21 protein-coding genes are annotated in these 23,272 nt (G+C 72.0%); 7 read left to right on the top strand and 14 right to left on the bottom strand.

Annotated features, from left to right (window positions below):
• The first annotated feature begins 37 nt into the window (after nt 1-37).
• Nucleotides 38-1,546: an alpha/beta hydrolase gene (locus BFF76_RS17265; RefSeq protein ID WP_065848559.1), complete on the top strand. Its 1,509-nt coding sequence runs from the start codon at nt 38-40 to the stop codon at nt 1,544-1,546.
• Between the two features lie 75 nt (nt 1,547-1,621).
• On the opposite strand, the gene moeZ is transcribed toward BFF76_RS17265, so the two are convergent.
• The 12 genes from moeZ to BFF76_RS17320 form a co-directional block, all read right to left on the bottom strand.
• Complete coding sequence (moeZ, locus tag BFF76_RS17270; RefSeq protein ID WP_031091217.1) at nt 1,622-2,800, bottom strand: adenylyltransferase/sulfurtransferase MoeZ; 1,179 nt, start codon at nt 2,798-2,800, stop codon at nt 1,622-1,624.
• An 84-nt stretch (nt 2,801-2,884) separates the two neighbouring features.
• Complete coding sequence (locus BFF76_RS17275) at nt 2,885-3,712, bottom strand: spherulation-specific family 4 protein (protein ID WP_065848560.1); 828 nt, start codon at nt 3,710-3,712, stop codon at nt 2,885-2,887.
• Complete coding sequence (locus BFF76_RS17280) at nt 3,700-4,665, bottom strand: NAD-dependent epimerase/dehydratase family protein (RefSeq protein WP_031091213.1); 966 nt, start codon at nt 4,663-4,665, stop codon at nt 3,700-3,702. Before BFF76_RS17280 ends, BFF76_RS17275 begins: the two co-directional genes overlap by 13 nt.
• A gap of 134 nt (nt 4,666-4,799) precedes the next feature.
• A complete protein-coding gene (locus tag BFF76_RS17285) occupies nt 4,800-5,999 on the bottom strand; it encodes a hypothetical protein (protein ID WP_065848570.1) in 1,200 nt (399 codons plus the stop codon).
• Nucleotides 6,000-6,033: 34 nt separating this feature from the next.
• A complete protein-coding gene (locus BFF76_RS17290) occupies nt 6,034-7,827 on the bottom strand; it encodes a DUF3492 domain-containing protein (protein ID WP_065848571.1) in 1,794 nt (597 codons plus the stop codon).
• A gap of 189 nt (nt 7,828-8,016) precedes the next feature.
• A complete protein-coding gene (locus BFF76_RS17295) occupies nt 8,017-9,657 on the bottom strand; it encodes a dipeptide ABC transporter ATP-binding protein (RefSeq protein ID WP_065848561.1) in 1,641 nt (546 codons plus the stop codon).
• Nucleotides 9,654-10,643: an ABC transporter permease gene (locus tag BFF76_RS17300; protein WP_031091208.1), complete on the bottom strand. Its 990-nt coding sequence runs from the start codon at nt 10,641-10,643 to the stop codon at nt 9,654-9,656. Before BFF76_RS17300 ends, BFF76_RS17295 begins: the two co-directional genes overlap by 4 nt.
• Nucleotides 10,640-11,647 (bottom strand): ABC transporter permease, encoded by a 1,008-nt coding sequence (locus BFF76_RS17305; protein ID WP_065848562.1) that lies wholly within the window; start codon nt 11,645-11,647, stop codon nt 10,640-10,642. Before BFF76_RS17305 ends, BFF76_RS17300 begins: the two co-directional genes overlap by 4 nt.
• A 2-nt stretch (nt 11,648-11,649) precedes the next feature.
• Entirely contained in the window at nt 11,650-13,386 is a 1,737-nt protein-coding gene (locus tag BFF76_RS17310; RefSeq protein ID WP_065848563.1) for an ABC transporter substrate-binding protein, read from the bottom strand.
• A gap of 198 nt (nt 13,387-13,584) precedes the next feature.
• Complete coding sequence (locus BFF76_RS34570) at nt 13,585-13,680, bottom strand: Ms4533A family Cys-rich leader peptide (RefSeq protein WP_324605360.1); 96 nt, start codon at nt 13,678-13,680, stop codon at nt 13,585-13,587.
• A 90-nt stretch (nt 13,681-13,770) separates the two neighbouring features.
• Nucleotides 13,771-15,114: a DUF3152 domain-containing protein gene (locus tag BFF76_RS17315; protein ID WP_053930432.1), complete on the bottom strand. Its 1,344-nt coding sequence runs from the start codon at nt 15,112-15,114 to the stop codon at nt 13,771-13,773.
• An 8-nt stretch (nt 15,115-15,122) separates the two neighbouring features.
• The gene (locus tag BFF76_RS17320; protein ID WP_031091203.1) at nt 15,123-16,088 is read right to left on the bottom strand and encodes an alpha/beta fold hydrolase; all 966 of its coding nucleotides are present in this window, start codon (nt 16,086-16,088) and stop codon (nt 15,123-15,125) included.
• 110 nt (nt 16,089-16,198) lie between these two features.
• On the opposite strand from BFF76_RS17320, the gene BFF76_RS17325 reads away from it, so the two are divergent.
• The 4 genes from BFF76_RS17325 to BFF76_RS17340 all read left to right on the top strand — a co-directional run bounded on the left by BFF76_RS17325 (nt 16,199) and on the right by BFF76_RS17340 (nt 18,054).
• Complete coding sequence (locus BFF76_RS17325) at nt 16,199-16,414, top strand: hypothetical protein (protein WP_031091201.1); 216 nt, start codon at nt 16,199-16,201, stop codon at nt 16,412-16,414.
• A 168-nt stretch (nt 16,415-16,582) separates the two neighbouring features.
• Nucleotides 16,583-17,224 (top strand): TetR/AcrR family transcriptional regulator, encoded by a 642-nt coding sequence (locus BFF76_RS17330; protein WP_053930431.1) that lies wholly within the window; start codon nt 16,583-16,585, stop codon nt 17,222-17,224.
• Between the two features lie 135 nt (nt 17,225-17,359).
• Nucleotides 17,360-17,587 (top strand): DUF3107 domain-containing protein, encoded by a 228-nt coding sequence (locus BFF76_RS17335; RefSeq protein ID WP_031091197.1) that lies wholly within the window; start codon nt 17,360-17,362, stop codon nt 17,585-17,587.
• Nucleotides 17,588-17,781: 194 nt separating this feature from the next.
• On the top strand, nt 17,782-18,054 hold the full coding sequence (locus BFF76_RS17340; protein ID WP_031091195.1) for a hypothetical protein: 273 nt from the start codon (nt 17,782-17,784) through the stop codon (nt 18,052-18,054).
• A 14-nt stretch (nt 18,055-18,068) separates the two neighbouring features.
• Here BFF76_RS17340 and BFF76_RS17345 read toward each other — a convergent pair whose 3' ends face one another.
• Nucleotides 18,069-18,815 carry a ferritin-like fold-containing protein gene (locus BFF76_RS17345; protein WP_053930430.1) on the bottom strand — a complete coding sequence of 249 codons (747 nt, stop codon included), beginning with the start codon at nt 18,813-18,815 and terminating at the stop codon, nt 18,069-18,071.
• A gap of 449 nt (nt 18,816-19,264) precedes the next feature.
• Between BFF76_RS17345 and BFF76_RS17350 the strand changes: the two genes are divergently transcribed.
• Both BFF76_RS17350 and BFF76_RS17355 read left to right on the top strand, forming a co-directional pair.
• Entirely contained in the window at nt 19,265-21,253 is a 1,989-nt protein-coding gene (locus tag BFF76_RS17350; protein ID WP_208604854.1) for a DEAD/DEAH box helicase, read from the top strand.
• Nucleotides 21,254-21,353: 100 nt separating this feature from the next.
• Nucleotides 21,354-22,208 carry an alpha/beta fold hydrolase gene (locus BFF76_RS17355; RefSeq protein WP_031091187.1) on the top strand — a complete coding sequence of 285 codons (855 nt, stop codon included), beginning with the start codon at nt 21,354-21,356 and terminating at the stop codon, nt 22,206-22,208.
• A 51-nt stretch (nt 22,209-22,259) separates the two neighbouring features.
• On the opposite strand, the gene BFF76_RS17360 is transcribed toward BFF76_RS17355, so the two are convergent.
• Nucleotides 22,260-23,171, bottom strand: a complete 912-nt coding sequence (locus BFF76_RS17360; RefSeq protein ID WP_053930429.1) for an NYN domain-containing protein — start codon at nt 23,169-23,171, stop codon at nt 22,260-22,262.
• Nucleotides 23,172-23,272 lie beyond the last annotated feature (101 nt).

Consider the following 23,272-nt stretch of genomic DNA (forward strand, 5'->3'; position numbering starts at 1 on the left):
CCGGGTGGCGGCTTCCGGGCAGGGGGAGGAAGCGCACATGCGCGCACATGGACGCGCCCGCGGGGGTGCGGCACTGACCGGAGCGGTGCTGCTGGTGACGGCCGTCCTCGCGGGTTGCGACGGTGCTCCGGCTCCGTCGTCCCCCCAGGCGTCCACCGTGTACCGGCCGGTCGACTGGAAGCGCTGCGACGCCCCGGAGGGCGGCACGGCACCCGGCCCGGACTGGCGGTGCGCCACCCTCGGCGTACCACTGGACTACGCGAAGCCGGACGGGGAGACGACCGGCATCGCGCTGATCCGCAAGCCGGCCACGAAGAAGAGCGAGCGGCTCGGTTCGCTGCTTTTCAACTTCGGCGGTCCCGGGGGCTCGGGGGTCGGCATCCTGCCGCGCGCGGCCGCTTCGTACGAGGAGCTCAACACCCGCTACGACCTGGTGGGTTTCGACCCGCGCGGGGTCGCGGCCAGTGCGGGGGTCCGCTGCCGGGGCGACGAGGCGCAGGAGAAGGCGTACCGGGAGGTCGACATGACCCCGGACACCGCGGAGGAGGAGGCCGCGTTCATCGCGGACGGCACGGACTTCGGAGCCGGCTGCGACCGCCTCTCCGGCACCGTGCTCCCCCACGTCGGCACGGCGAACGCCGCCCGGGACATGGAGCAGATCCGCCGGGCGCTCGGCGACAGGAAGCTGTCGTACTTCGGCATCTCGTACGGTACGGAGCTCGGCGGGACCTACGCTCACCTCTTCCCGAAGACCGTGGGAAGGGTGGTACTGGACGCCGTGGTCGACCCGACGGCGGACTCCGTGGGCCACGCCCGCAACCAGACGACGGGCTTCCAGCGGGCCCTGGAGAACTATCTGAAGGACCGCGGCCAGGACCCGGCGGCGGGCACCCGGCGGATAGCGGCCCTGCTGGAGCGGATGGACAAGGACCCGCTGCCCACCGCCTCCGGGCGTGAGCTCAACGAATCGCTCGCCGTCACCGGCATCGTGAGCCCCCTGTACTCCAAGAGCGGCTGGCCCACCCTGACGGCCGCCCTCGACGAGGCCGAGAGGACGGGCAGGGGCGACCGCCTGCTCGCACTGGCCGACTCGTACAACGGCCGTGACGAGAACGGGCGCTACGACACCCAGAGCCATTCCCAGCGGGCGATCTCCTGCGCCGACGCCAAGGCGCGGCCGACGGCGGCCGAGGCCCGGGCGCTGCTTCCCGAATTCCGGAAGCTGTCACCGGTCTTCGGCCCGTTCCTCGCCTGGGACACGGCCGGCTGGTGCGCGGGATGGCCGGTGGAGGGCGAGCACGACACCCCGGAGGCGAGCGCCCCGGGCGCCGCCCCGATCCTGGTCGTCGGCACGACCGGCGACCCTGCGACGCCGTACGAGGGCGCGCGGCGGATGGCGGACGAGCTGGGTGAAGGTGTCGGCGTCATGCTGACCAACAAGGGTGAGGGACACGGCTCGTACGGGGAGAGCGCCTGTGTGACCTCGCTCGTCGACGCCTACTTCCTGGAGGGGAAGGTCCCGGCCGACGGGCGTACCTGCTCCTAGGGTCCGGGTACGCGAAGGGGCCGTCTCCTCCGCGGAGGAAACGGCCCCTTCGTACGTCACACCGCGCGAAAGACCCTAGTAGACCGGCTTCTCGGGCTCGATCTGGTGGACCCAGCCGATGACCCCGCCACCGACGTGCACCGCGTCGGCGAAGCCCGCCGACTTCAGGACCGCGAGGACCTCGGCACTGCGGACACCCGTCTTGCAGTTCAGGACGATGCGCCTGTCCTGCGGGAGGTCCTGGAGGGCGTTGCCCATCAGGAACTCGTTCTTCGGGACCAGCCGGGAGCCCGGGATCGAGACGATCTCGTACTCGTTCGGCTCTCGGACGTCGATGATCTCGATCTTCTCGTCGCCGTCGATCCACTCCTTGAGCTGCTTGGGAGTGATCGTGGAACCGGCCGCCGCCTCCTGGGCCTCCTCGGACACGACGCCGCAGAAAGCCTCGTAGTCGATGAGCTCGGTGACGGTGGGGTTCTCGCCGCAGACCGCGCAGTCGGGGTCCTTGCGGACCTTGACCTGGCGGTACTGCATCTCCAGCGCGTCGTAGATCATCAGACGGCCGACCAGCGGGTCACCGATCCCGGCGAGCAGCTTGATGGCCTCGTTGACCTGGATGGAGCCGATGGACGCGCAGAGCACACCCAGGACACCGCCCTCGGCACAGGAGGGAACCATGCCGGGGGGCGGCGGCTCCGGGTAGAGGCAGCGGTAGCAGGGGCCGTGCTCCGACCAGAAGACGGAAGCCTGGCCGTCGAAGCGGTAGATCGAGCCCCAGACGTACGGCTTGTTCAGCAGGACCGCGGCGTCGTTGACGAGATAGCGGGTGGCGAAGTTGTCCGTGCCGTCCACGATCAGGTCGTACTGGGCGAAGATGTCCATCACGTTGTCGGCTTCGAGCCGCTCCTCGTGAAGGACCACGTTCACCAGGGGGTTGATCCCCTGCACGGTCTCCTTGGCCGACTGGGCCTTGGACTTGCCGATGTCGGCCTGGCTGTGGATGACCTGACGCTGCAGGTTCGACTCGTCGACCTCGTCGAACTCGACGATGCCGAGCGTGCCCACGCCGGCCGCGGCCATGTACATCAGAGCCGGCGAGCCGAGGCCGCCGGCGCCGACGCAGAGCACCTTCGCGTTCTTCAGCCGCTTCTGACCGTCCATCCCGACATCCGGGATGATCAGGTGGCGGGAGTACCTGCGGACCTCATCGACGGTGAGCTCCGCAGCTGGCTCGACCAGGGGTGGCAGCGACACAGGAACCTCAACAATGCAGGTGGTCGGTTTCTACGTACTTCATCTACGTACGGTTGTTCTCCCGTAACACTGCCACGCCGCTCCTCATTCCGAGATACCGGGTCCGATCCGCGAGACGAATTCGTCCCAGTAGCTGGGCAGTGCCGCAAATGGGTCGGTTTGCCCGTTCGTGCCGTCCCGGTCCGTGAAGAAGATCGTGCCCGCGCCCTGCCAGCGGGCGATGCGCATGGCCTCCTCGAGGTGGGTGATCGGCACCCCGTGTACGAAGTGCGCGAAGCGTCCTGGTTCGTACCCGGCGGTCCACTCGGCCACCTGCGACCAGCGGTAGTCCGTCCAGTGTCCCCGGAAGGTGACCAGCTGGTCGGCGGCCTCGGCGTAGCCCGGGTGCGGGTGGGTGCCGTGGCCCAGGACCAGCCGCCCGCCCTCCTGGTCCGCGCTGTCGCTGTCGGCCAGCAGCGCGTGGAGGGTGCTGGTCAGCCGGCGGGCCGCCGGGAGCCCGTCGCGTCCGGCCGGACAGCGGTCCAGGTAGAAGCCGCCGACGCGGTACCAGTCGAGGTAGGACCGCGCGTCGGCGACCAGCTCACCGAAGGGACGGCTGCCGAAGGCCAGGTCGAGGTGGCCCAGCAGCCTGCCGCCCGAGGCACGGACGGTGTCCTCGGGAACCTCCCCGTGCAGCGCCCGCTCGCGGGCGTTGCGCAGCCGGCCGGCGGCCTCCAGACAGTGCGGGTCGGGGCGGGTGCCCGGCCCGTTGTCGATGTTGAGGACGGCCCAGTGCAGCGGCGTGCCGGGCCGGTTGAGCCCGGCCCATTCGGCGGGCGCGAGCAGCGGATGGGCGTAGCCGGGCACGCCTACGCCGAACTGTTCCGCGCCTCCGGTCCGCAGGGTGGGGCCGGTGCTGGTCAGATACGGCACGCCGCCTCCATCCAGATGTCCGCGAGGGACTCCTCCAGATTGATACGGGGACGCCAGCCGAGCCGGTCCCGGGCGGTCCGCACATCCGCCTGCTGCCAGGCCCCGCAGCCGTCGGGGTAGGGGGACGGGGTCGCCGCGAGGTGCTCCACCGCCGATTCGGCGGAGACCCGGGGTGCGCCGATGGGGAGCCGCCCGGGGGGCGTGTCCAGCTCATGGAGTGCGCCCGCGTATCCGGCGACCCTGGCGAGGACCGCCGCGGCGTCACGCAGCCGCACCGCCCTGCCGGTGCCGATGTTGACGACGCCCTGCGCGGCGGAGAGCGAGGCCGCGTGCACGGCGCGCGCCACATCGCGTACGTCGACGAAGTCGCGCTGCACCCCGAGGCCGCTGAGCTTGAGCTCGGGGTCGCCCGTCTGCATGGCGCGCCGCATGGTCTCGGCCAGCCTGCCGAGCGGGGATCCGGCCGGGGTTCCGGGCCCCACCGGCGAGAACACCCGCAGCACGACCGCGTCCAGACCGGAGCCGAGGACCAGCTCGGTGGCGGCGAGCTTGCTGACGCCGTACGGGCCTCCCGGCCGGGGCACCGCGTCCTCGGCGGTGGAGGAGCCGGGCTGGGAGGGCCCGTACTCGGAGGCGCAGCCGACCTGGACGAGCCGGGGGCTGCAGCTGCTGCGGCGCATGGCCTCGCAGACGGTGGCCACGGCGACGGTGTTGTGACGGGTCAGGTCCCGGGCGCCTCCGCGGGTGGCGCCGGCGCAGTTGACGACGACCCCGGGGTGGACGGCGTCCAGGAAGCGGGTGAGCGCTCCGGGGCTGCCGCTCGCGAGGTCGAAGCGCACGTCGGCGTCGTCGCCGCGGCCGAGTGCCGTGAGGTGCACGGCGGGGTCGGCGAGCAGGCGGTCGGCGACGAAGCGGCCGAGGAATCCGTTGGCTCCGAGCAGCAGAACCCTCATCGCGCACTCCCTCTGTGCCGACGGCGTGCTGCCGGAGCGGGGGATTGGGGGGTCATGTCCGGTGTCTCCTTGAGAAAGGTGTGTGAGGTACGGGAGACCCGCGGCGTCGGCTCCGCGGGGCGGTGCACCGCCGGCTAGGCCGGGGCGTGGGCTGATGCCCGGGTGAGGGTGACCGATGCGTGGAGCAGCAGCCCGGCCGCGGCGACGCCGCAGGCGAGGACGGCCACGCCCCCGGGGCCTGCCGCCATGACGACGGCGTCGACCGGCCGGGCGAGGAGGTCCAGGCCGGGCAGCCGCCCGGCGAGGACCAGGAAGGGGGCCGCCACTTCGACGGCGCAGGCGGCGGCGAGTCCGGTGGCGGCCGGTTCCGGGAAGCCGTGGACGGCCAGCAGGCGGGCCAGGAAGAGCAGGACGCCGAGGGCGGCCGGGCCCAGGAGGCCGCCGCCCTGCCCGGGGTGGCCGAGGCCGGCGAGGAACAGCAGCGCGGTCAGCACGCACAGGAAGAGTGCGACGACGCCGAGGAGCAGGGGGCGTGCGCCGGAGCCGAAGTCCGACAGGCCGTGGGACGCGGCGAGCCTGCGGCGCGCGTGCACGGCGAACAGGTGGGCGCACCAGGCCGCGGGGGCCAGGGCCGGCACGAGCCCGAGCAACGGGGCGGGCGCTGCGGTCCAGTGGCCGTCGGGACCCCCGCTGATGACCTGGGCGAGCAGGTCGTCGCCGTACACGACGTAGCCGAGGAGCCAGCAGACGTACGGCGTGACGCCTGCGGCGCCGTCCGGGACGCGCAGTGGACCGCCGCGCAGGGCGAACCGGAGTCCGAGGACCACGAGCAGTGTTCCGACGGCGGTCACCGCGAACCGGGCTTCGCCGCCGAGCACTCCTCCGGTGAGCCTGAGCACCCCGGCGGTCGCCAGGCAGGCGGCGCCGGGCAGCAGCGCCGCGAGCATCCATCCGGCCCGCGCTTCCTTGCCGGTGTCCGGCGCCGGCGCGGTCGCACGGGGGGCGTGCCTGCCCGCACCCGGGGCACGGGCGTAGAGCTCGTCCGCCAGCGAGAAGACGTCGCGGTGCCGGTAGCGCGCGGCCGTCCGGTCGGTGAGCCCGTGCGCCTCCAGACCGGCGGCGATCTCCAGGGGATCGACGGCGCGCTCGCAGAGGTCCCGGTGCCGGTGCATGAGCACCCTCACCGGGTCCGCGGGTCCGCGCCGGGCCACCGGTCCGCGGGCGGGGTGGTGGCCGATCTCGGGTGCCCGGACGGCGGAAGGCACCGCGGCCGGCCCCTCACCCGCCGGCTCGCCCCCGCCGTCCGGGGCCGGGGCGTCGGGCGGTCCGCCCATCGGGACTCCTCCGTGGTCGTGGCCGCTCATGCCGTCACGCATCGCCGCCTCCGGCTCCGCGTGCGCCCGCGCACACGCCCTCCACGCCGATGGCCCAGCTCGGCACCCGGGTGGCACCGGGGGAGGCCGGGGCGGCGGTGACCGCGGCCGCCGACGCGACCGGACCGGGGGGCAGAACCCCCGGCGCATGGGCCTCCGGCGGCATGGCGAAGGGGCGCGGCGGACCGGCCGGGCCCTTGGGGTCCTCCGGCGTCGCCCATCGGGCGGGGGCGTGCGCCACCAGGTCCAGGTAGATCCCGCGGAACGCGGCGAGGTTCTGCTCGACGGTGAAGAGTTCGAGTGCCCTGGCGCGCGCCGCAGCGCCCAGACGTGCACGGCGCTCCGGGTCACGCAGGAGCGCGACGCAGGCGTCGGCGAGCGCCCGCGGATTGCGCGGGGGCACGACCAGACCCGTACCGCCGACGACTTCGACCACGGCCCCCACATCCGTCGAGACGGTGGCCCGGCCGCAGAACATCGCCTCGACCAGACTGATGGGAAAGCCCTCGACGACGCTCGAGAGCACGACGACGCCGCCCGCGGCGTAGGCCTCCGCGAGGTCGGGCACCTCGTGGCCGCCGATCTCCTCGAAGGTGACCGGGTTGTCGCCGACGGCCTGCGGGTCCGTGGCCTCGTCGGGGAAGAGCTGGGCGGCGAGTGCCCGGCAGTGGGCGAGGTAGGTGTCGCCCTCGCTCCCCTGGACCGGCGCGCCGAAGATCCGCAGCCGGGCGTCGGGCTCGGCCCTGCGGACCTCGGCGAAGGCATGGAGCAGGGCGACCAGGTCCTTGGCGGGTTCGATCCGCCCGATCCACACCAGCGTGCCGGGGCCGCCCTCGTCGGCCCCCTCACCCACCGCTCCGAAGCGCTCCGCGTCCATGCCCGGGTAGACCGTGCGCAGCTTGCCCCGGTCGGCGCCGAACCGCTCCTGCCAGCGGCGGACATGGGTGTTGCCGGGGGTGATGAGCGTGGCCCGGCGGTATACCTCACAGGCGAGCAGCCGGTGGAGGTTCGCCAGCAGGGCGCGCACCGGCGCGCTCAGCGTGGACCCGGGCGCCGCGAGGTAGTGGGCCCGCAGCGGCACCCCGTGCTCCGTCACCAGCAGGGGCACGCCGAAGAAGCGTTTGGCCAGCAGTCCCGGCAGGGCCGCCGCCCCGCCGGACGCCGCATGGCAGAGGTCCACGGCGCCGAGGCCGTCCTCGTCGTACCAGTCGAGGGAGAGGGGGCGCAGGACGCGCTCCAGCTCGGCCACGAAGGCGAGGTGGTCGGGGACGGTGGCACCGTGGACGGTCCGCCGGGTGCCGGGGGCGCGGCAGGCCGACTCCACGATGCGTACGGTCGTCTCGCAGCGCAGCGCGTCGCGCAGTCCACCACGGTCCCGGGCCAGTTCGGCGAGGCCGTAGAGGCCGTCCGTGAAGTGGCCGGCCGCCACCTCGGTGCGGTCCGCGCCCGCGCAGACCGCACCGACGAGCGCCGTCACGTGCGCGGTGAAGCGCCCTCGGTCCCGCCGCCCGTACGAGCGCCCGAGACCGGTGGCGATCCTGCCTGTCAGGCCTCTGGAACCGCCGGTGTGCCGGGCGTCCTCCCCGTGCGTCCACACCGGCGCCGTCCGCACCCGGCCGACCCGGTTGGGGAGCCTGACCCAGCCCTGTCGCTCCTGGTCTGCGGAGCGACTGAGCGCGAAGAGGTCGAACTCGTGCTGGGGAAGACCGCGGACCAGACGGTCGCACCAGAGTCTGGACTCACCGGTCGCATACGGATAACCACCGTCCGTGAGGAGTCCGATCCGCACGAGCACACCCCCGATCTCCCTTGTGGGCGGCCGCCGTTGATCGGCGACTCGCAGCGGGACGACCGTATGCGGACACACGGGTGGTGCGACGGACTGTTGTCCGTCGCACCACCGAAAGGGGTGAACCGGCGTAACTTTCCCGCTCCGGTCGCGTTCTGTTGCGGCAGGCGGGTGTTCGGTTACGCGCAGTCAGGCTGCGGCCAGCTCCGAGCGGGTCGCGCGGCGTGCGGCGGCGTGCGCGGGATCGAGCGTGGGCACGGCTGCCAGGAGCTGTTGCGTGTACGGGTCCTGTGGCGATCCGTACACCTCGTCCACGGCACCCTGCTCGACGATCCGGCCCTGCCGCATCACCGCCACCCGGTCGCTGACCTGCCTGACGACCGCCAGATCGTGGGCGATGAAGACGAGTCCGATGCCGAGCTCACCCTGAAGCTCCGCGAGGAGCGCGATCACCTGGGCCTGGGTCGTGACGTCGAGCGCGGAGACCGGCTCGTCGCACACGATCAGCTTCGGCTCGGCCGCGAGCACCCGCGCGATGCCGATCCGCTGACGCTGCCCGCCGCTGAATTCGTGCGGGTAGCGCTCGTACCGGCCGGCGTCGAGGCCGACCCTCTCCAGAAGTCCGCTCACGCGGTCCCGGATCCGGGTCTCGTCGGTCTCTCCGGCGGCGCGGAGCGGGTCGGCCACGGACTCGCCGACGGAGCGCCGCGGGTTGAGCGAGGCGACGGGGTCCTGGAAGACCATCTGGAGCTCGCGGCGGAAGGGACGGAGGTCCTTCTCCGGCAGCGATCCGATCTCCCTGCCCCCGTACCGGAGCCGGCCCGCCGTCGGGTCCTCCAGCCGTACGAGCATGCGCCCGAGCGTCGTCTTGCCGCTGCCGCTCTCCCCCACGATCCCAAGGGTCTCGCCGGCCCGGACGGTCAGCGAGACGCCGTCCACGGCCGTGACCCGACGCGCACCCCGGCCGAACTCCCGCCGTAGCCCGACGGCTTCGAGGAGCGGTCCGGCGCCGGGCGGCGCGGCTCCCGGTCCGGGGCCCCCGACTCGTCCCCCGTCGAGCCGGGGTACCGAAGCCAGGAGCTCGCGGGTGTACGGCCGGCTGGGCGCGCCCAGCACCTCGGACACCGGTCCCCGCTCCACCGCACGGCCGTGCCGCATCACCAGGATGTCGTCCACGCTCTCCGCGGCGACACCCACGTCGTGGGTCACGAGCAGCAGTCCCATGCCCGTCTCCCGGCGCAGGTCGTGCAGCAGGTCCAGGATCTGCGCCTGCACGGTGACGTCGAGCGCGGTGGTCGGCTCGTCCGCCACGATCAGCCGGGGCTCGCAGGCCAGGGCCATCGCGATGAGCGCCCGCTGACGCATCCCGCCGGAGAACTCGTGCGGCCGGGACCGGGCGCGGCGGGCCGCGTCCGGAATGCCGACCCGGTCCAGGACCTCGACGGCCCGGGCCCGTGCCGCCCGGCGGGAGACGGAGTTGTGCACCCGGTACACCTCGGCGATCTGGTCGCCGACCGTGTAGTACGGGTCGAGCGAGGAGAGCGGGTCCTGGAAGACCATCGCGGCCTTCCCGCCCCGCAGCGCACGCAGTTGTGCCTCGTCGGCAGCGCCCACGTCCGTACCCGCGACCCGTACGGTCCCGGTGACGCGGGCGCCGGTGCCCCGGTGCAGTCCGAGCAGTGCGGAGGCGGACGCGCTCTTGCCCGATCCGGATTCGCCGACGACACCTAGGGCGGCGCCCGCCTCCAGGGTGAAGGAGAGCCCGTCCACGGCACGGACGGTACCGAAGTCGATGGTGAGGTCCTCGACCTGGACCAGCGGTGTTGTCATGACAGGACCACCCGTCGGTCGGCCAGCGCGTACAGCATGTCCGCGAGGGCATTGGCGAGCACCACGAAGAAGCCGGTCACCAGCACCATCCCGACGACCACGGGCAGGTCGACGACCTTGACGGCATGGACCAGCTCGCGCCCGATTCCCGGGATCCCGAAGAGGGACTCGGTCAGGACCGCGCCGCCGAACATGCTGCCGAAGTCGAGCGCGCTGAGCGCGATCACGGGCGCGACGGCGCCGCGCAGCGCGTGCCGCCCGACGATGGCGCGCTCGCTGACCCCGTAGGCACGAAAGGTGCGTACGTGGTCCTCGGCGAGCGTCTCCAGCATCGAGCTCCTGGTCAGCCGGGCGTACTTGGCGGACTCGATCAGCGCCAGGGACACCCAGGGCAGCAGCAGCCCCCAGGCCCACTGTTCGGGGTCCTGTGTGAACGGCACATAGGCCGGCGACGGCAGCCACTGCAGCGTGGAGCAGAAGACGATGATGAGCAGCAGCCCGATGACGAAGACCGGTGTGGCCGTCCCGGCCAGGGTCAGCCAGGTCAGGACCCGCTCGGTGACCCGGCCCCGCCGCCGGACGGAGAGCACTCCGGTGCCGACGCCGAGCAGGATCCAGCAGACGAACGCCCCGATGACGAGCGAGCCGGTCACGGGCAGCTTGGTCAGGATCAGCTGCATGACCTGCTGGTCGCTCTGGTACGAGACACCGAGGCAGGGTGCGGAGCAGTGCTCCACGCCCGTGCCGGTGGAGAAGTCCTGCCCCGCGACGATGCCCTGGAGGAAATGCCAGTACTGCGTGTACACGGGGTCGTCGAGCCGGAGCTGCTCGGTCACCTGGGCGACCTGGGCGGGTGAGCAGCGCGGACCGCAGGCGATCTGGGCGACGTCGCCCGGGGCCACGTAGAAGACCGCGTACAGGATGACGGTCAGGGCGAGGAGCACGAAGACGGCGCCGCCGAGCCGCCGCAGCAGAAATCCGGTCACGACGCCCGCTCCTTCGTACGTTCCCCGCGCTGCTTGCGTCCCGTGCCGATGCTCAGCCGGGAGGCGGCCCGTGGGTCGAGTGCCGTGCGGACGCCCTCGCCGAGGACGGTCAGGGCGAGCACGGTCACGAAGAGCAGGCCGGCGGGCAGCAGGAGATAGGTGGGAGCCGACTGGTACCAGGTGTCGGCCTCCGTGAGCATCTGGCCCCAGGACGGTGTGGGCGGTTTGATGCCGACGCCGAGGAAGGACAGGGCCGCCTCGACGGTGATGTTGACGGGGAAGAGCAGCGCGGCGTAGGTGATGACGGGCGCGGCGAGCGAGGGCAGCAGTTCGCGCCGGGCGATGCTCCACCGCCCGCGTCCGCCGAGCCGGGCCGCGGAGACGAAGTCGAGTGACTTCAGGGTGAGCGCCTGGGCGCGCACGATCTTCGACGTACCGGCCCAGTTGATGCCACCGATGACCAGCGCGATCAGGACGGGCCGGGGGAACGAGGGCGGTACGACGGCGAGCAGCCCCAGGGCGATGACCATGAGCGGCAGGGCGACGTTGATGTCGGTGATCCGGCTGAGGACCTGGTCGACCCAGCGGTTCCCGAGGGCCGCGGCGAGTCCCACCACCACGCCGATGACGACCTGGAGGAAAGTGGCCGCGACGGCCACGCCCAGCGAGACCCGTGCCCCGTACACGACACGGGCGAACAGGTCGCGGCCGGTCTGCGGTTCGACGCCGAACCAGTGGTCCGCGCCGATGCCGCCGAAGGAGCCGATGGGGACCCCGCCGGACGCCGAGTCGACGAGGTCGGGGTGGTAGGTGTCGGGGTCCTGGCCCGCCAGCGCGCTGAGCAGCGGCGCGGCGAGCGCGGCCAGGAAGAGCAGGAGGACCACGGCAGCGGCGACGGTGGCCGCGCGCTGTGCGCGCAGCCGCCGCCAGAACTGCCGGGCCCCGGAGGCGGGGGCGGCGAGTGGCGCCGCCCCCGCCTCCTGGACCAGAAGGGCTTCCGACATGGTTACTTGACCGCGGCCTGGGAGATGTCGAGAACGCCGGTCCAGTCACTGATGACCACGTTCTTGACGTCCTGGCCGACGAGCCGCTTGTAGACCGGGTGGAAGAGCGGCACCGTCAGCGCCCGCTCGCCGATCCTCTTGTCCAGCGCGCCCCACCGCTGGGCAGCGGCGTCCAGGTCGGTGAGCTTGTTGATCTCGTCGATCTCCTTGTTGACCGACGCGTCGTTCAGGAAGCCCGTGTTGAAGTTGGCCCCGTCCTTGACGATCTGGCGTCCGTCGAAGATCGGTGCGAGGAACGGGCCGCCGGAGGGCCAGTCGGCCCCCCAGTGCGCAAGGAAGAAGCCCGGCTCCTTGGACGCGCTGTGGATGGTGTCGGAGTAGTCGTTGCTCTCCAGGCCCTTGAGCTCGACGGTGATGCCGGCCTTCTTGAGGGCGGCCTGGATCGCGGTCGCGATCTCCGGGCTGGTCTCGAAGTCCTTGTCGTTGGAGTGCGTGAGGGTGACGGTCAGGCCCTTGGGGTGGCCCGCCTCCTTCAGCAGTTGCCTGGCCTTCGCGGCGTTGCCCGTCTCGCCCGCCGGGAAGTGGTCGTAGGGCGTGTGGCCGAAGGACTTCTGGTCCGGCAGATAGGTGGTGGCGGGCTCGGCGAGCGAGGAGCCGCCGGCCGCGTTGATCACGGAGGAGCGGTCGACGGCGTAGGAGATCGCCTGGCGCACCTTCGGGTCGTCGAAGGGCTTCACCTTCGGGTTGAAGGCGATGTAGTTCGTGTAGCCGAAGTGGCCGGTGCCGACGCGGGCCGCGAGTTCCTTGTCGCCGGAGACCTTGGCGAGCTCGGCCGGGCCGAGGTTGGTGTCGGTGGTGACGGCCGCGGCGTCGACGCCCTGCGAGGCGGAGAGCCGCTGGTTGATGACGGCGGAGTCCAGGCCGGAGCGTACGTCGATCCTGTCCGGGTACGCCTTTCGCTCCTCGTCGGTGGCCGCCGACCAGTGCGGGTTGCGCTCCAGGACGAGCCGCTCGCCGTCGTTCTCGTTCGACACGACCTTGTACGGCCCGGAGGACACCGGGTGCTCCTCGTACTTGGTGCCCTTGTCCTCGGCCTTCGGCACCGGGGTCGTCTGGGTCTGCGTGGCGAGGTACGGGAACTCGCCCTCGGGCTTGTTGAGGCGGAAGACGATGGTCTTCTCGTCCGGCACCTCGATCGAGTCGAGGCCCTTCTTGTCCTTGTACGGGCCCTGGTAGTCGGCCCCGCCGATCAGCCAGTCACGCAGGTAGGGCGCGCCACCGGACAGTTCGGCGGCGAACGACCGCTCGATGCCGTACTTGATGTCCGCGCTGGTGATCGCCGTGCCGTCCTCGTACTTCAGCCCGTCCTTGAGGGTGTACGTCCAGACGGTGGCGTTCCTGCTCGGCGTACCCAGGTCGGTGGCCAGGTCGGGGACGACCTCCGCACCTGCCGCGCCGTTCTCGCGGTTGCGGGTGGTGAGCGTACGGAACACCAGGGAGGGGACGTTGCCGCCGCCGGATGTGTAGAGCCGCGCCGGGTCGAAGTCCTCCTGCGGATTGCTGTTGAGGACCGTGAGGGTGCCGCCCTTCTGCGGCTCGCCCGAGGCGCCGGAACCGCCGCCGCTTCCTCCGCCGCCGTTGTCCTGAGGGCCTGCGCAGGCCGCAAGGCCGGCGACCAGGGCGAGACTGACGGCGGCGTTCGTTGCCACGCGGCGCGATATGACGGACGGCTGACTCATCGGAAGATGACCTCTCGGTGTGCTGCGGCAGGGAGGAAGGGATGCCCGTGCGGGCGCAGCGGGTCCCGCCCCGGTGAGGGGAAGGGGACCGGATACCGAAGTGCCGCGCCTGCGGACGGAATACGCCCGGGCGCGGCAGAGGAGGAGCCGAGGAGCCGGAAGGGGCTCGTCAGGGGCCGACGCGCGCTCGAGCAGGCGTCAGCGACAGAGAACGTCGGCTACGCAGTGCCCGGCCACGCCGAGGAGCGCCAGCTCAAGGGCGGCGCGCTCGGAGGATGCTGGGCTGCGTGACATGCGGAGAAATATGGACGCCCCCTGCCCCGGATGTCAACGCGCGATGAGACACCCGTCCCAGCATACGGACAACGCACCCTCGGGCCGGGCTCAACTGCCCGGATACACCCAGGGGTTGGGGCGACACTTGATGCCGTCCAGATTCAGGGTCTTGGTCTGCTGCTGCATCACGGGCGCCAGGGCGCCAGGGGTGCTGCAGCTCACGTGGTTGTGACCCAGCCGGTGGCCGACCTCGTGGTTGATCAGCATCTGACGGTAGGCCAGGAGCTTGTCCGCCCCGAAGGTCGAGGCACCCTGCGCCCAGCGGTACGCGTTGATCATCACCCGGTCGGTGGCGGCCGAGTCGCAGGAGACGTTGTCCTCGGTGGTGTCCAGGCCGGACTTCTCGCACCAGACCGCCGTGGTTCCGGGGCTCGCGAGAGTGATCACGAAAGCGGGCTCGCCGGACGAGATCCGCTCGAAGGTCATGGCGCCGTTGTGCGCCCAGCTGCGGTCGTCGTTCAGCGTCTTCTGCACCGCGTCGGCGAAGAGCGCGGAATCGAGACCCAGGCCCTGCTCGACATCGATCCGGTAGCGGTACTTCTGGCCCTTGCCCGGCGCCTTGGCGAGCCCGGGCACCGCCTCGAACTTCCCGGAGGCCTTCAGGTCGGGCGCCAGCGGGAAGGCGGTGGCCATCTTCTGCGCGTACGACAGGGGCTTACCCTCCTGCCGGTGCGCCTCGGGGGCCGCCCGGTCCAGCGAGCGGGAGGCGTCCCCGGAATCCTGCCGGCCGGCTCCTGCGGCCTGCGGGCCGTCCGTCCCGCTGCCGGAGTCCTGCGCCACCTGACCGGCCACCACCACCGCGAGCACCGTCGTGACTGCGGCGGCCGCGATCCCGGTGAACGCACGGCCCTTGCCGCCCTTCGCCCCCGGGCCGCCTCCGTCGTCCGCGACGTCGTCAAGACCTTCGGGGCCCCCGGGGGTGCGGACCGTGCTCTCGGGCGTGACCGGCGGTCCGGGACGCGAAGGGGCGGTGTCGAACGCCTCCAGGAACTCCCTGCGCGGACCCGGTATCAGCGCGGCACCGCCGGTCTGCGGCCCGGTCGTCCGGCGCCCGGCGGCCTGCTGCCGGGCGATGGCGGCCTGCCCCGCCCGGAACACCTCCTGGCTGCCCGGACCGGCCGGATCCGGCCGGCCGCCGTACTGCGGCTGCGGCCCGGTTCCCCAGCCGCCGCCCGGCTCACGCTGTTCGGGGTGTCCGCCGCGCACCTGCTGCGCGTCGCGGAACGGGCTGTGTCCGCCCCTCGGGAGCGGCGTGGCGGAGTCCCGCCCGCGTCGGCCGGTACCCCGCTCCGCACCCGCGCCCGTGGAGGCACCGGGCTCCGTACCCGCACCCGTGGAGGCACCGGTTTCGCTCCGGGTGGCCTCGGGCCCCCTTCGGCTGTGTCGTCCCACGCCCCGGATCAGCTCCCGCCGCGTTCGTCGAGCAGTTCCCGGAAGGCCTGGGCGACCGCCTCCGGGTACTCCATCATCGCCACGTGCCCGGCCTCGGGCAGTGTCAGCAGGCGCGAGTCGCGGAAGGCCGCGGACGCCCTGCGTGCCATCCGGAACGAGACGAGCTGGTCACGTCCGCCGTACACGAGCAGGGTCGGTGCCAGCACCCGCTCGGCCTGGCGCCACAGCCCGTGCTGCCCTCCCAGTGTGTAGGCATCGACGATGCCCCGTGCCGAGCGGGTCATGGCGTCCCAGAAGTACGGCAGTTCCAGCCGGCGCTCCATCTCGGCCACCGCGTGGCGGAAGGCTTCGTCGGAGATTCGTGCCGGATCGCCGTAACAGAGTGCCATGGCGCCACGGGTGCGCTGCTCCGCGGTCCACCCACGGGTGAGCCGGGCGAACAGGGAAGCGACGCCCGGAACCGCGAGCATCGCCGTCGGCACGGCGGGCCGCTGGACCCGGATCTCGGGCAGGGCAGGGGAGATCAGCGTCAGTGTGCGCACCAGATCGGGCCTGACGGCCGCGACCCGGGTGGCAACGGCGCCACCCAGAGAATTACCGAAAAGGTGAACCGGCCCACGCCCCCCGGCGTCCAGGAGCCGGATCACCGCCCGGGCGTGTCCGGTGACGGAGTAGTTGCCGTCGTCGGGCGGCGGGGAGTCCCCGAAACCGGGCAGATCGACCGCCTCGCAGTGGAGGGCGTCGGCCAGCAGCGGCATCATGGCCGACCAGTTCTGCGAGGAGCCTCCCAGGCCGTGCACGAAGAGGGCGGGCGCGGGTCCCGCCGCCCGCGCCGGCCGGGACCGGACGGTCAGGGAGAGGCCGGCCAGTGCGACGGAGCGCAGTTCCTCCCCCTCCGCGACCCGGACGGCACTCACCGTGGGCGCCACCGCGGCGGCGGCGGCGTGGATACCGGGGAGCTCGGTCGAAGACATGCGGCAATGTTACGAGATGATCACGCGGTGGTTCCTGTGTTCGCGGTCACAGGCCGCATAGCGCCCCCCGGGCGTTGCTCCTAGGCTGCAAGTGAAGGAAGGGAGCCACCATGACGGTCGACCCGACCGACCCGGAGACCTTCGAGGATCCCCAGCCCGACGAACCGGACCCCGAAGCTCCCGAAGCCGACACCGCGGAACAGCAGGCAGCCGTCCGGCCGGAGCGCGACGAACCGCTCAGCGGAATCGACCGCGACGCCGCCGACGAGGCGGATGCGGCGGAGCAGGCCCGCGTTGTGACACAGGATGAGGACGATTACCGGTAGATCGCACCGCTTTGCGGCACAGAACGGTGCATCTGCGGCTGTCGCAGGCGTCCGGTCCGTGAAATTCTCTGTCCGCGCCGCGCACACCCGGGTTACTCAAAAGTACGATGGCCCGACGGCGCAGCGTGCACGGTACGACTGTGTTCGATCACGAATTTGGGAGGCGGCGTGACAGCCATCGAGCAGACAGAGGCGGCGCGCCCGCGGGGCACCCGGCTGCCCCGCCGTGCCCGCCGCAATCAGCTGCTGGGCGCCGCGCAGGAGGTCTTCGTCGCCCAGGGCTACCACGCCGCGGCGATGGACGACATCGCCGAGCGGGCCGGCGTCAGCAAGCCGGTGCTCTACCAGCACTTCCCCGGCAAGCTCGAGCTCTACCTCGCCCTCCTCGACCAGCACTGCGAGTCACTGCTCCAGGCGGTCCGTACGGCGCTCGCCTCGACCACGGACAACAAGCTGCGCGTCGAGGCGACGATGGACGCCTACTTCGCGTACGTGGAGGAGGAGGGCGGCGCCTTCCGGCTGGTCTTCGAGTCTGACCTCACCAACGAGCCGGCGGTCCGCGAGAGGGTCGACCGGGTCTCGCTGCAGTGCGCGGAGGCCATCTCCGACGTCATCGCGGGTGACACGGGGCTGTCCCAGGACGAATCGATGCTGCTCGCGGTCGGCCTCGGCGGCGTCTCCCAGGTCGTCGCGCGCTACTGGCTCTCCAGCCCGTCCGGCATCCCACGCGACTCCGCCGTGCAGCTGCTGACCTCGCTCGCCTGGCGCGGCATCGCGGGATTCCCGCTGCACGGCACCGATCAGCACTGAGCCCGGCACCGGCCGGGGCCGGTGTTCGCTGCGGGCGTTGCCGGTCGACCCGTGGTCCGTCCCTTCACCGGGCTAATGTGTGCTGCGTACGGCGCGGTTCACCGCGCATAGACGGACCGTCGGAGGGACATAGCCGTGGAGGTCAAGATCGGGGTGCAGCACACGCCCCGCGAGATCGTTCTGGAGAGCGGGCTTTCCGCCGAAGAGGTCGAGAGCGCGGTCGGCGAGGCGCTCGGCGGCAAGGCGCAGCTGCTCAGCCTCACGGACGACAAGGGCCGCAAGGTCCTGGTGCCGGCCGACAGGATCGCGTACGTGGAGATCGGCGAGCCCAGCACCCGGCGAGTGGGATTCGGCGCGCTGTAGCCCGCGCGACGCGGCAGCACAGGTGGAGGCCCGGCGGAAGATTCCGCCGGGCCTCCACGCTTTCTTCCCCGGATCCGCTTGCGATCTTTCCCTCGGTGGGGTTCACCGGAGCCGCGAAGGGTTGTATCCCGCAGGCCACGGGTAGGACCGGCTAAGACCGACCGACTCCACGCCGTCAAGCGAGGTGACGCACTGTGCTCCTGGAATCCATCAGCTCCGTCGTGCTCGGACTCGCCCTGTCCTGGGTCGCGCTCCGCTCACTGTCCGGCCGGCTCCCGTCCCCCCGCGTGGTGTTCGTCACGGGTGGCCTGGGCGCCCTGTTCGGCGCGTATCTGACCCATTCGACACTGGGCTCCGGCCATGTCCTGGCGACGCCCACGGGCGCCTTGCTCGTCGGGGCGGTGACCCTGTCGCTGCTGATCCGGACGCGGGGCCGCCGACCGGTGCGGTCGGCGGCGGCCCAGTAGGGCCCGGGCACCCGTCAGGCGGCGAGACCGAGCGCTGCCATGCGCTTGGTGTGCGCCTCGGTGATCCGGGAGAACATCCGGCCGACCTCGGCCAGGTCGAAGCCGTCCGCCACGCCGCCCACCAGCATCGTGGACAGGGCGTCGCGGTCGGCGACCACGCGCTGCGCCTGCGAGAGCGCCTCCCCCATCAGCCTGCGCGCCCACAGGGCGAGCCTGCCGCCGACCCGGGGCTCCGCCTCGATGGCGGCCCGTACCTTCTCGACCGCGAAGTTCCCGTGGCCCGTGTCGTCGAGCACGGACAGGACGAGGGAGCGGGTGTCCATGTCCAGGCGTGCGGCGATCTCCCGGTAGAAGTCGCTTGCGATCGAGTCGCCGACGTACGCCTTGACCAGGCCCTCCAGCCAGTCCGACGGTGCCGTCTGGCGGTGGAAGTCGTCCAGCGGCTTGGCGAACGGCTCCATGGCAGCGGTCGGCTGCTCCTCGATGGCAGTCAGCCGGTCGGTCAGCTTCTCGAAATGATGGAATTCCGCGGACGCCATCTTTGCCAGTGCCGCCTTGTCACCGAGTGTCGGCGCGAGTTTCGCGTCCTCGGCGAGCCGCTCGAAGGCCGCGAGTTCCCCGTAGGCGAGCGCGCCGAGCAGATCCACGACCGCGGCGTGGTACTGCGGGTCGGCGGACGCGGTGGCCCAGTCCTGGGCGGCGATTCCGGTCGGTGCGGGCACTGCGTCGGATGCTTCAGTGGCGTTGTCAGGCGTCTCCATGGAGCGCAGAATAGCCCGCCCGGCACCGGGCCCCGGGGCCCGGTCGGCAGGAGACGTCACACCGTTCCGATGAATTCGCCCAACACGCATGCGCGAATCCGGGGTACAGTGGTATTGCGCTTACTGAGCATTTGCTGTGCCAGAAGCGCGAAATTGAATGAGGATGCCCGGTCGGTGGCCCGATCGGCTCCGACCCGACAGCCCTCCACGCCGGGCGTACACCATGTACGACCGCAGATGAGGGGCCCCCTCAGCGGCACGAGCGCTCGAGCGACGGCAGTGGTCCCGCGCCACCCGGCCCATCCACGGCCGGATGACCAACCCCGGCACGGTACGACCCCCAGCGTTCGCCTCGGGCCGCGTCTCACAGAAGAGGCAGCACCCTGACTACGTTCCGCGACCTCGGAATCCTTACCGAGACGGCCGAAGCCCTCGAGGCGGTCGGCATCATGTCCCCCTTCCCCATCCAGGAGATGACGCTCCCCGTAGCGCTCTCCGGCTCCGACGTCATCGGCCAGGCCAAGACCGGCACCGGCAAGACGCTCGGTTTCGGCCTCCCGCTCCTGGAGCGTGTGACCGTCCCCGCAGACGTCGAGGCCGGCCGTGCCGCGCCCGAGAAACTGACGGACGCGCCGCAGGCACTGATCGTCGTCCCCACGCGTGAGCTGTGCCAGCAGGTCACCAACGACCTGCTGACCGCCGGCAAGGTCCGTAACGTCCGCGTTCTCGCGATCTACGGCGGCCGGGCGTACGAGCCCCAGGTCGAGGCCCTCAAGAAGGGCGTCGACGTGATCGTCGGCACGCCGGGACGCCTTCTCGACCTGGCGGGCCAGCGCAAGCTCGACCTCTCGCACATCCGCGTCCTCGTCCTGGACGAGGCCGACGAGATGCTCGACCTGGGCTTCCTGCCCGACGTCGAGCGCATCATCACCATGCTGCCGCCGAAGCGCCAGACGATGCTGTTCTCGGCGACCATGCCCGGCGCCGTCATCAGCCTCGCGCGCCGCTACATGTCGCAGCCGACGCACATCAACGCCACGTCGCCCGACGACGAGGGCACGACCGTCAAGAACACCGTCCAGCACGTCTACCGTGCGCACAACATGGACAAGCCGGAGATGCTCTCGCGCATCCTCCAGGCCGACGGGCGTGGACTGGCCATGGTCTTCTGCCGTACGAAGCGCACGGCCGCCGACATCGCCGACCAGCTGGAGAAGCGCGGTTTCGCGTCCGGCGCGGTCCACGGCGACCTCGGCCAGGGCGCCCGTGAGCAGGCGCTGCGCGCCTTCCGCAACGGCAAGGTGGACGTCCTCGTCTGCACCGACGTCGCCGCGCGCGGCATCGACGTCGAGGGGGTGACCCATGTCATCAACTACCAGTCGCCGGAGGACGAGAAGACCTACCTCCACCGCATCGGCCGCACCGGCCGCGCGGGTGCCAAGGGCATCGCGATCACCCTGGTCGACTGGGACGACATCCCGCGCTGGCAGCTGATCAACAAGGCCCTGGACCTGAAGTTCCCGGACCCGGTCGAGACGTACTCCACGTCCCCGCACCTGTACGAGGAGCTCGACATCCCCGCGGGCACCACGGGTGTCCTCCCGCGGGCCGACCGGACCCGTGCGGGTCTGCGGGCCGAGCAGGTCGAGGACCTCGGCGAGACCGGCGGCCGCGGCCGCAAGTCCGCCGCCGCGCCCGCCGCGGCTCCCCGCGAGGAGCGTCCGCCGCGCACGCCGCGCCAGCGTCGCCGTACGCGTGGCGGTGGGGCCCTGGACGAGGGCGCCGTCACCGTGCCCGCGCCGGCCGTCGAGGCGGCTGGTGACGACACGCCGGAGCCGCGTACCCCGCGCCGTCGGCGCCGTGCCCGTGCCGCGGCCCCCGAGGCCGTGGTGGAGGCGGCGGTGGCCGTGGCCGAGAGCCCGGTCGTCGAGCCCGCACCCGCGCCCGCCCCCGAGGCCGAGCCGGCCGCCGAGGAGAAGCCGCGCCGTCGTCGTACGCCGCGTGCCGCGGCCACGAAGACGGCCGTCGCACCGGCCCCGGCGGCGGAGCCCGTGGTCGACTTCCAGACCGTGGCCATCTCGGCACCGGCCGCGGAGCCCGTGGCCACCAAGCCGCGCCGCCGTACCCGGGTCGTGAAGCCGGCCGACGAGGTCGACTTCCAGATCGCCCCGCCCTCGGAGCCCGTCTCCGAGACCAAGCAGCGCCGCAGGCCCCGTGCCGCCACCAAGCCGAAGGCCGACGTGGCGGTCGAGACCGCGGCGGCCACCGGGGACGTCGCGGAGACCAAGCCCCGTCGTCGCCGCCCGCGCGCCGCGTCCGCGGAGAAGGCGGAGACCGCCGCGGTGACCGAGGCCGTGGCGGACGGCGGGACCGCACCCGCGAAGCCGCGCAGGCGCCGCTCCCGCGCCTCGGCCACCACCAAGACGACCGAGGGCTGATCCGGCCTTCCTGCCTACGGCCCCGTCTCCCGCCTGTGCGGGGGCCGGGGCCGTACGCCTGCCCGGGCGCACCCGGGCAGGCGGCGATACGCTCGGCCCCATGAGCCGGCCGCCCACCTTCACCCCGCCCCCCTGCGCCCGCGCCCGTGTACTGCGTACCGAGCGCGGGGACTTCGCCGTGCTGGACGCCGCACCGCGTACCGCCGCGCACTCCACCGCGCTCCTCCTGCCCGGGTACACCGGCAGCAAGGAGGACTTCATCGCGCTGCTCGAACCTCTGGCCGACGCCGGATTCCGTGTTCTGACGGTCGATGGCAGGGGACAGTACGAGACCGAGGGCCCGGACGAGCAAGAGGCTTACGCCCAGGTCGAGTTGGCCCGCGACGTACTGGCTCAGGCCGCCGCGCTCGACGACGCCCCACTGGCCGGGGGCATCCATCTGCTCGGGCACTCCCTGGGCGGCCAGATCGCCCGCGCGGCCGTGCTGCTGGACTCCGCGCCGTTCCGTTCGCTGACCCTGATGTCGTCCGGTCCCGCCGAGATCTCCCTGGACCAGCAGAAGAAGGCCGGGCTGCTCGGCGACGCGCTCCGGCGCTGGAGCATGGCCGACGTCTGGCTGGCGATGCGCGCCATGGACCCGCCGGAGGACGCGGACACCGGGGACGGCGAGGACCTGCGCCGGCGCTGGATGCGCCACAACCCGGCGCAGCTGATCACGACGGGCGCGCAGCTGTCCGCGGAGCCCGACCGGGTGGCCGAGCTGGCCGCGCTGTCCCTCCCGGTGCACGTGATCTCGGGCGAGCGCGACGATGTCTGGCCGGTGCCGCTGTTCGACGGGATGGCGCGACGGCTGAGCGCCCACCGCACCGTGATCGAGGGGGCCGAGCACTCCCCCAACACCGCACGCCCGCTGGAGACGGCGGCGGCGCTGGTGTCGTTCTGGAAGAGCCTCTGACCGGTTCTCCGGCCCTCCGGTCCGGTCCGGACCACCGATGCGGGTCCCACGTCAGTACTGCGCCTGGAGGTGCTGCCAGAAACCGTCGCGCAGCGCCCTGCGCAGATGGGCGTGGCCGCGCAGCGAGTGCTGGAGGAGCCGTTCGGCCTCGACGAGCAGGTCCTGGTCGACGGAGCCCGGCAGATAGGGGTGCCCGGGCAGCAGGTCCGCGAGGGCCTCACGGCCACGCGAGGAGAGCCAGCCGGCTGCGATCTGCGCGCCGACGAAGCGGACGTCCTCGCGTGCGGGTGCCGGGCCGTCGTCCTCGTACATCGTGACGGAGCGCCGGGTCACGTACGGGCGGCAGAAGTCGAGGTCGAAGGTGCGCTGGCTGTCGACCTCCCAGAGCAGCGGCTCGGCCTGGTTGCGGCCTTCGCCCGCCTCGATGCCCCAGAGGTGGACTCGGGCGCCGTACCCCTGGGCGGCCTCGACGGCCGAGACCAGGTCCTCGTCGCCGCCGACGAGCGCCGCGTCACTGATGGCGCGGTGCCGGGCGAGCGACTCGAGGTCGGTGCGGATGAGTGAGTCGACGCCCTTCTGCTGGTTGTTGGCGTTGAGGTTGCCGAGCCTGACCTTGACGTCGGGGAGTTCGGCGATGGACTGCTGCTCGACGGTGTGGATCCGGCGTCTGGCCCCGTCGTACCAGTACACGCGCAGCAGCCTGCTGTCCGCGAAGATCGTGCGGGCCTTGTCGATGAAGGCCTCGATCAGCCCTTCCGCGTCCAGGTCGAAGGACCGGCGGTCCTCGGTTCCGGTGACGAGCAGTCCGGCCGCCGCGTAGACGTAACCCGCGTCCACGAAGATCGCGTGGGTGGAGGGGGTCTTCGACACCTCGGCGAGTACGCGCAGGAGCAGCTGGTTGGTGCGGTCCAGCTGCTCGCGGATGCCCTGCTCCTCGTCCGTCCGCGTGTCCGCGTGACTCATGCGGACCTCATTGTCCGCGCATGGCTGATTACCAACGGGTACTTAGACATCCAAAAAATTTCCTTAGCGTAGGGAATGATTGCGGCAGGCAAGTCGTTGTA

Origin of the sequence: Streptomyces mutomycini (assembly GCF_001700505.1) — a bacterium.
GTDB lineage: Bacteria > Actinomycetota > Actinomycetes > Streptomycetales > Streptomycetaceae > Streptomyces > Streptomyces mutomycini.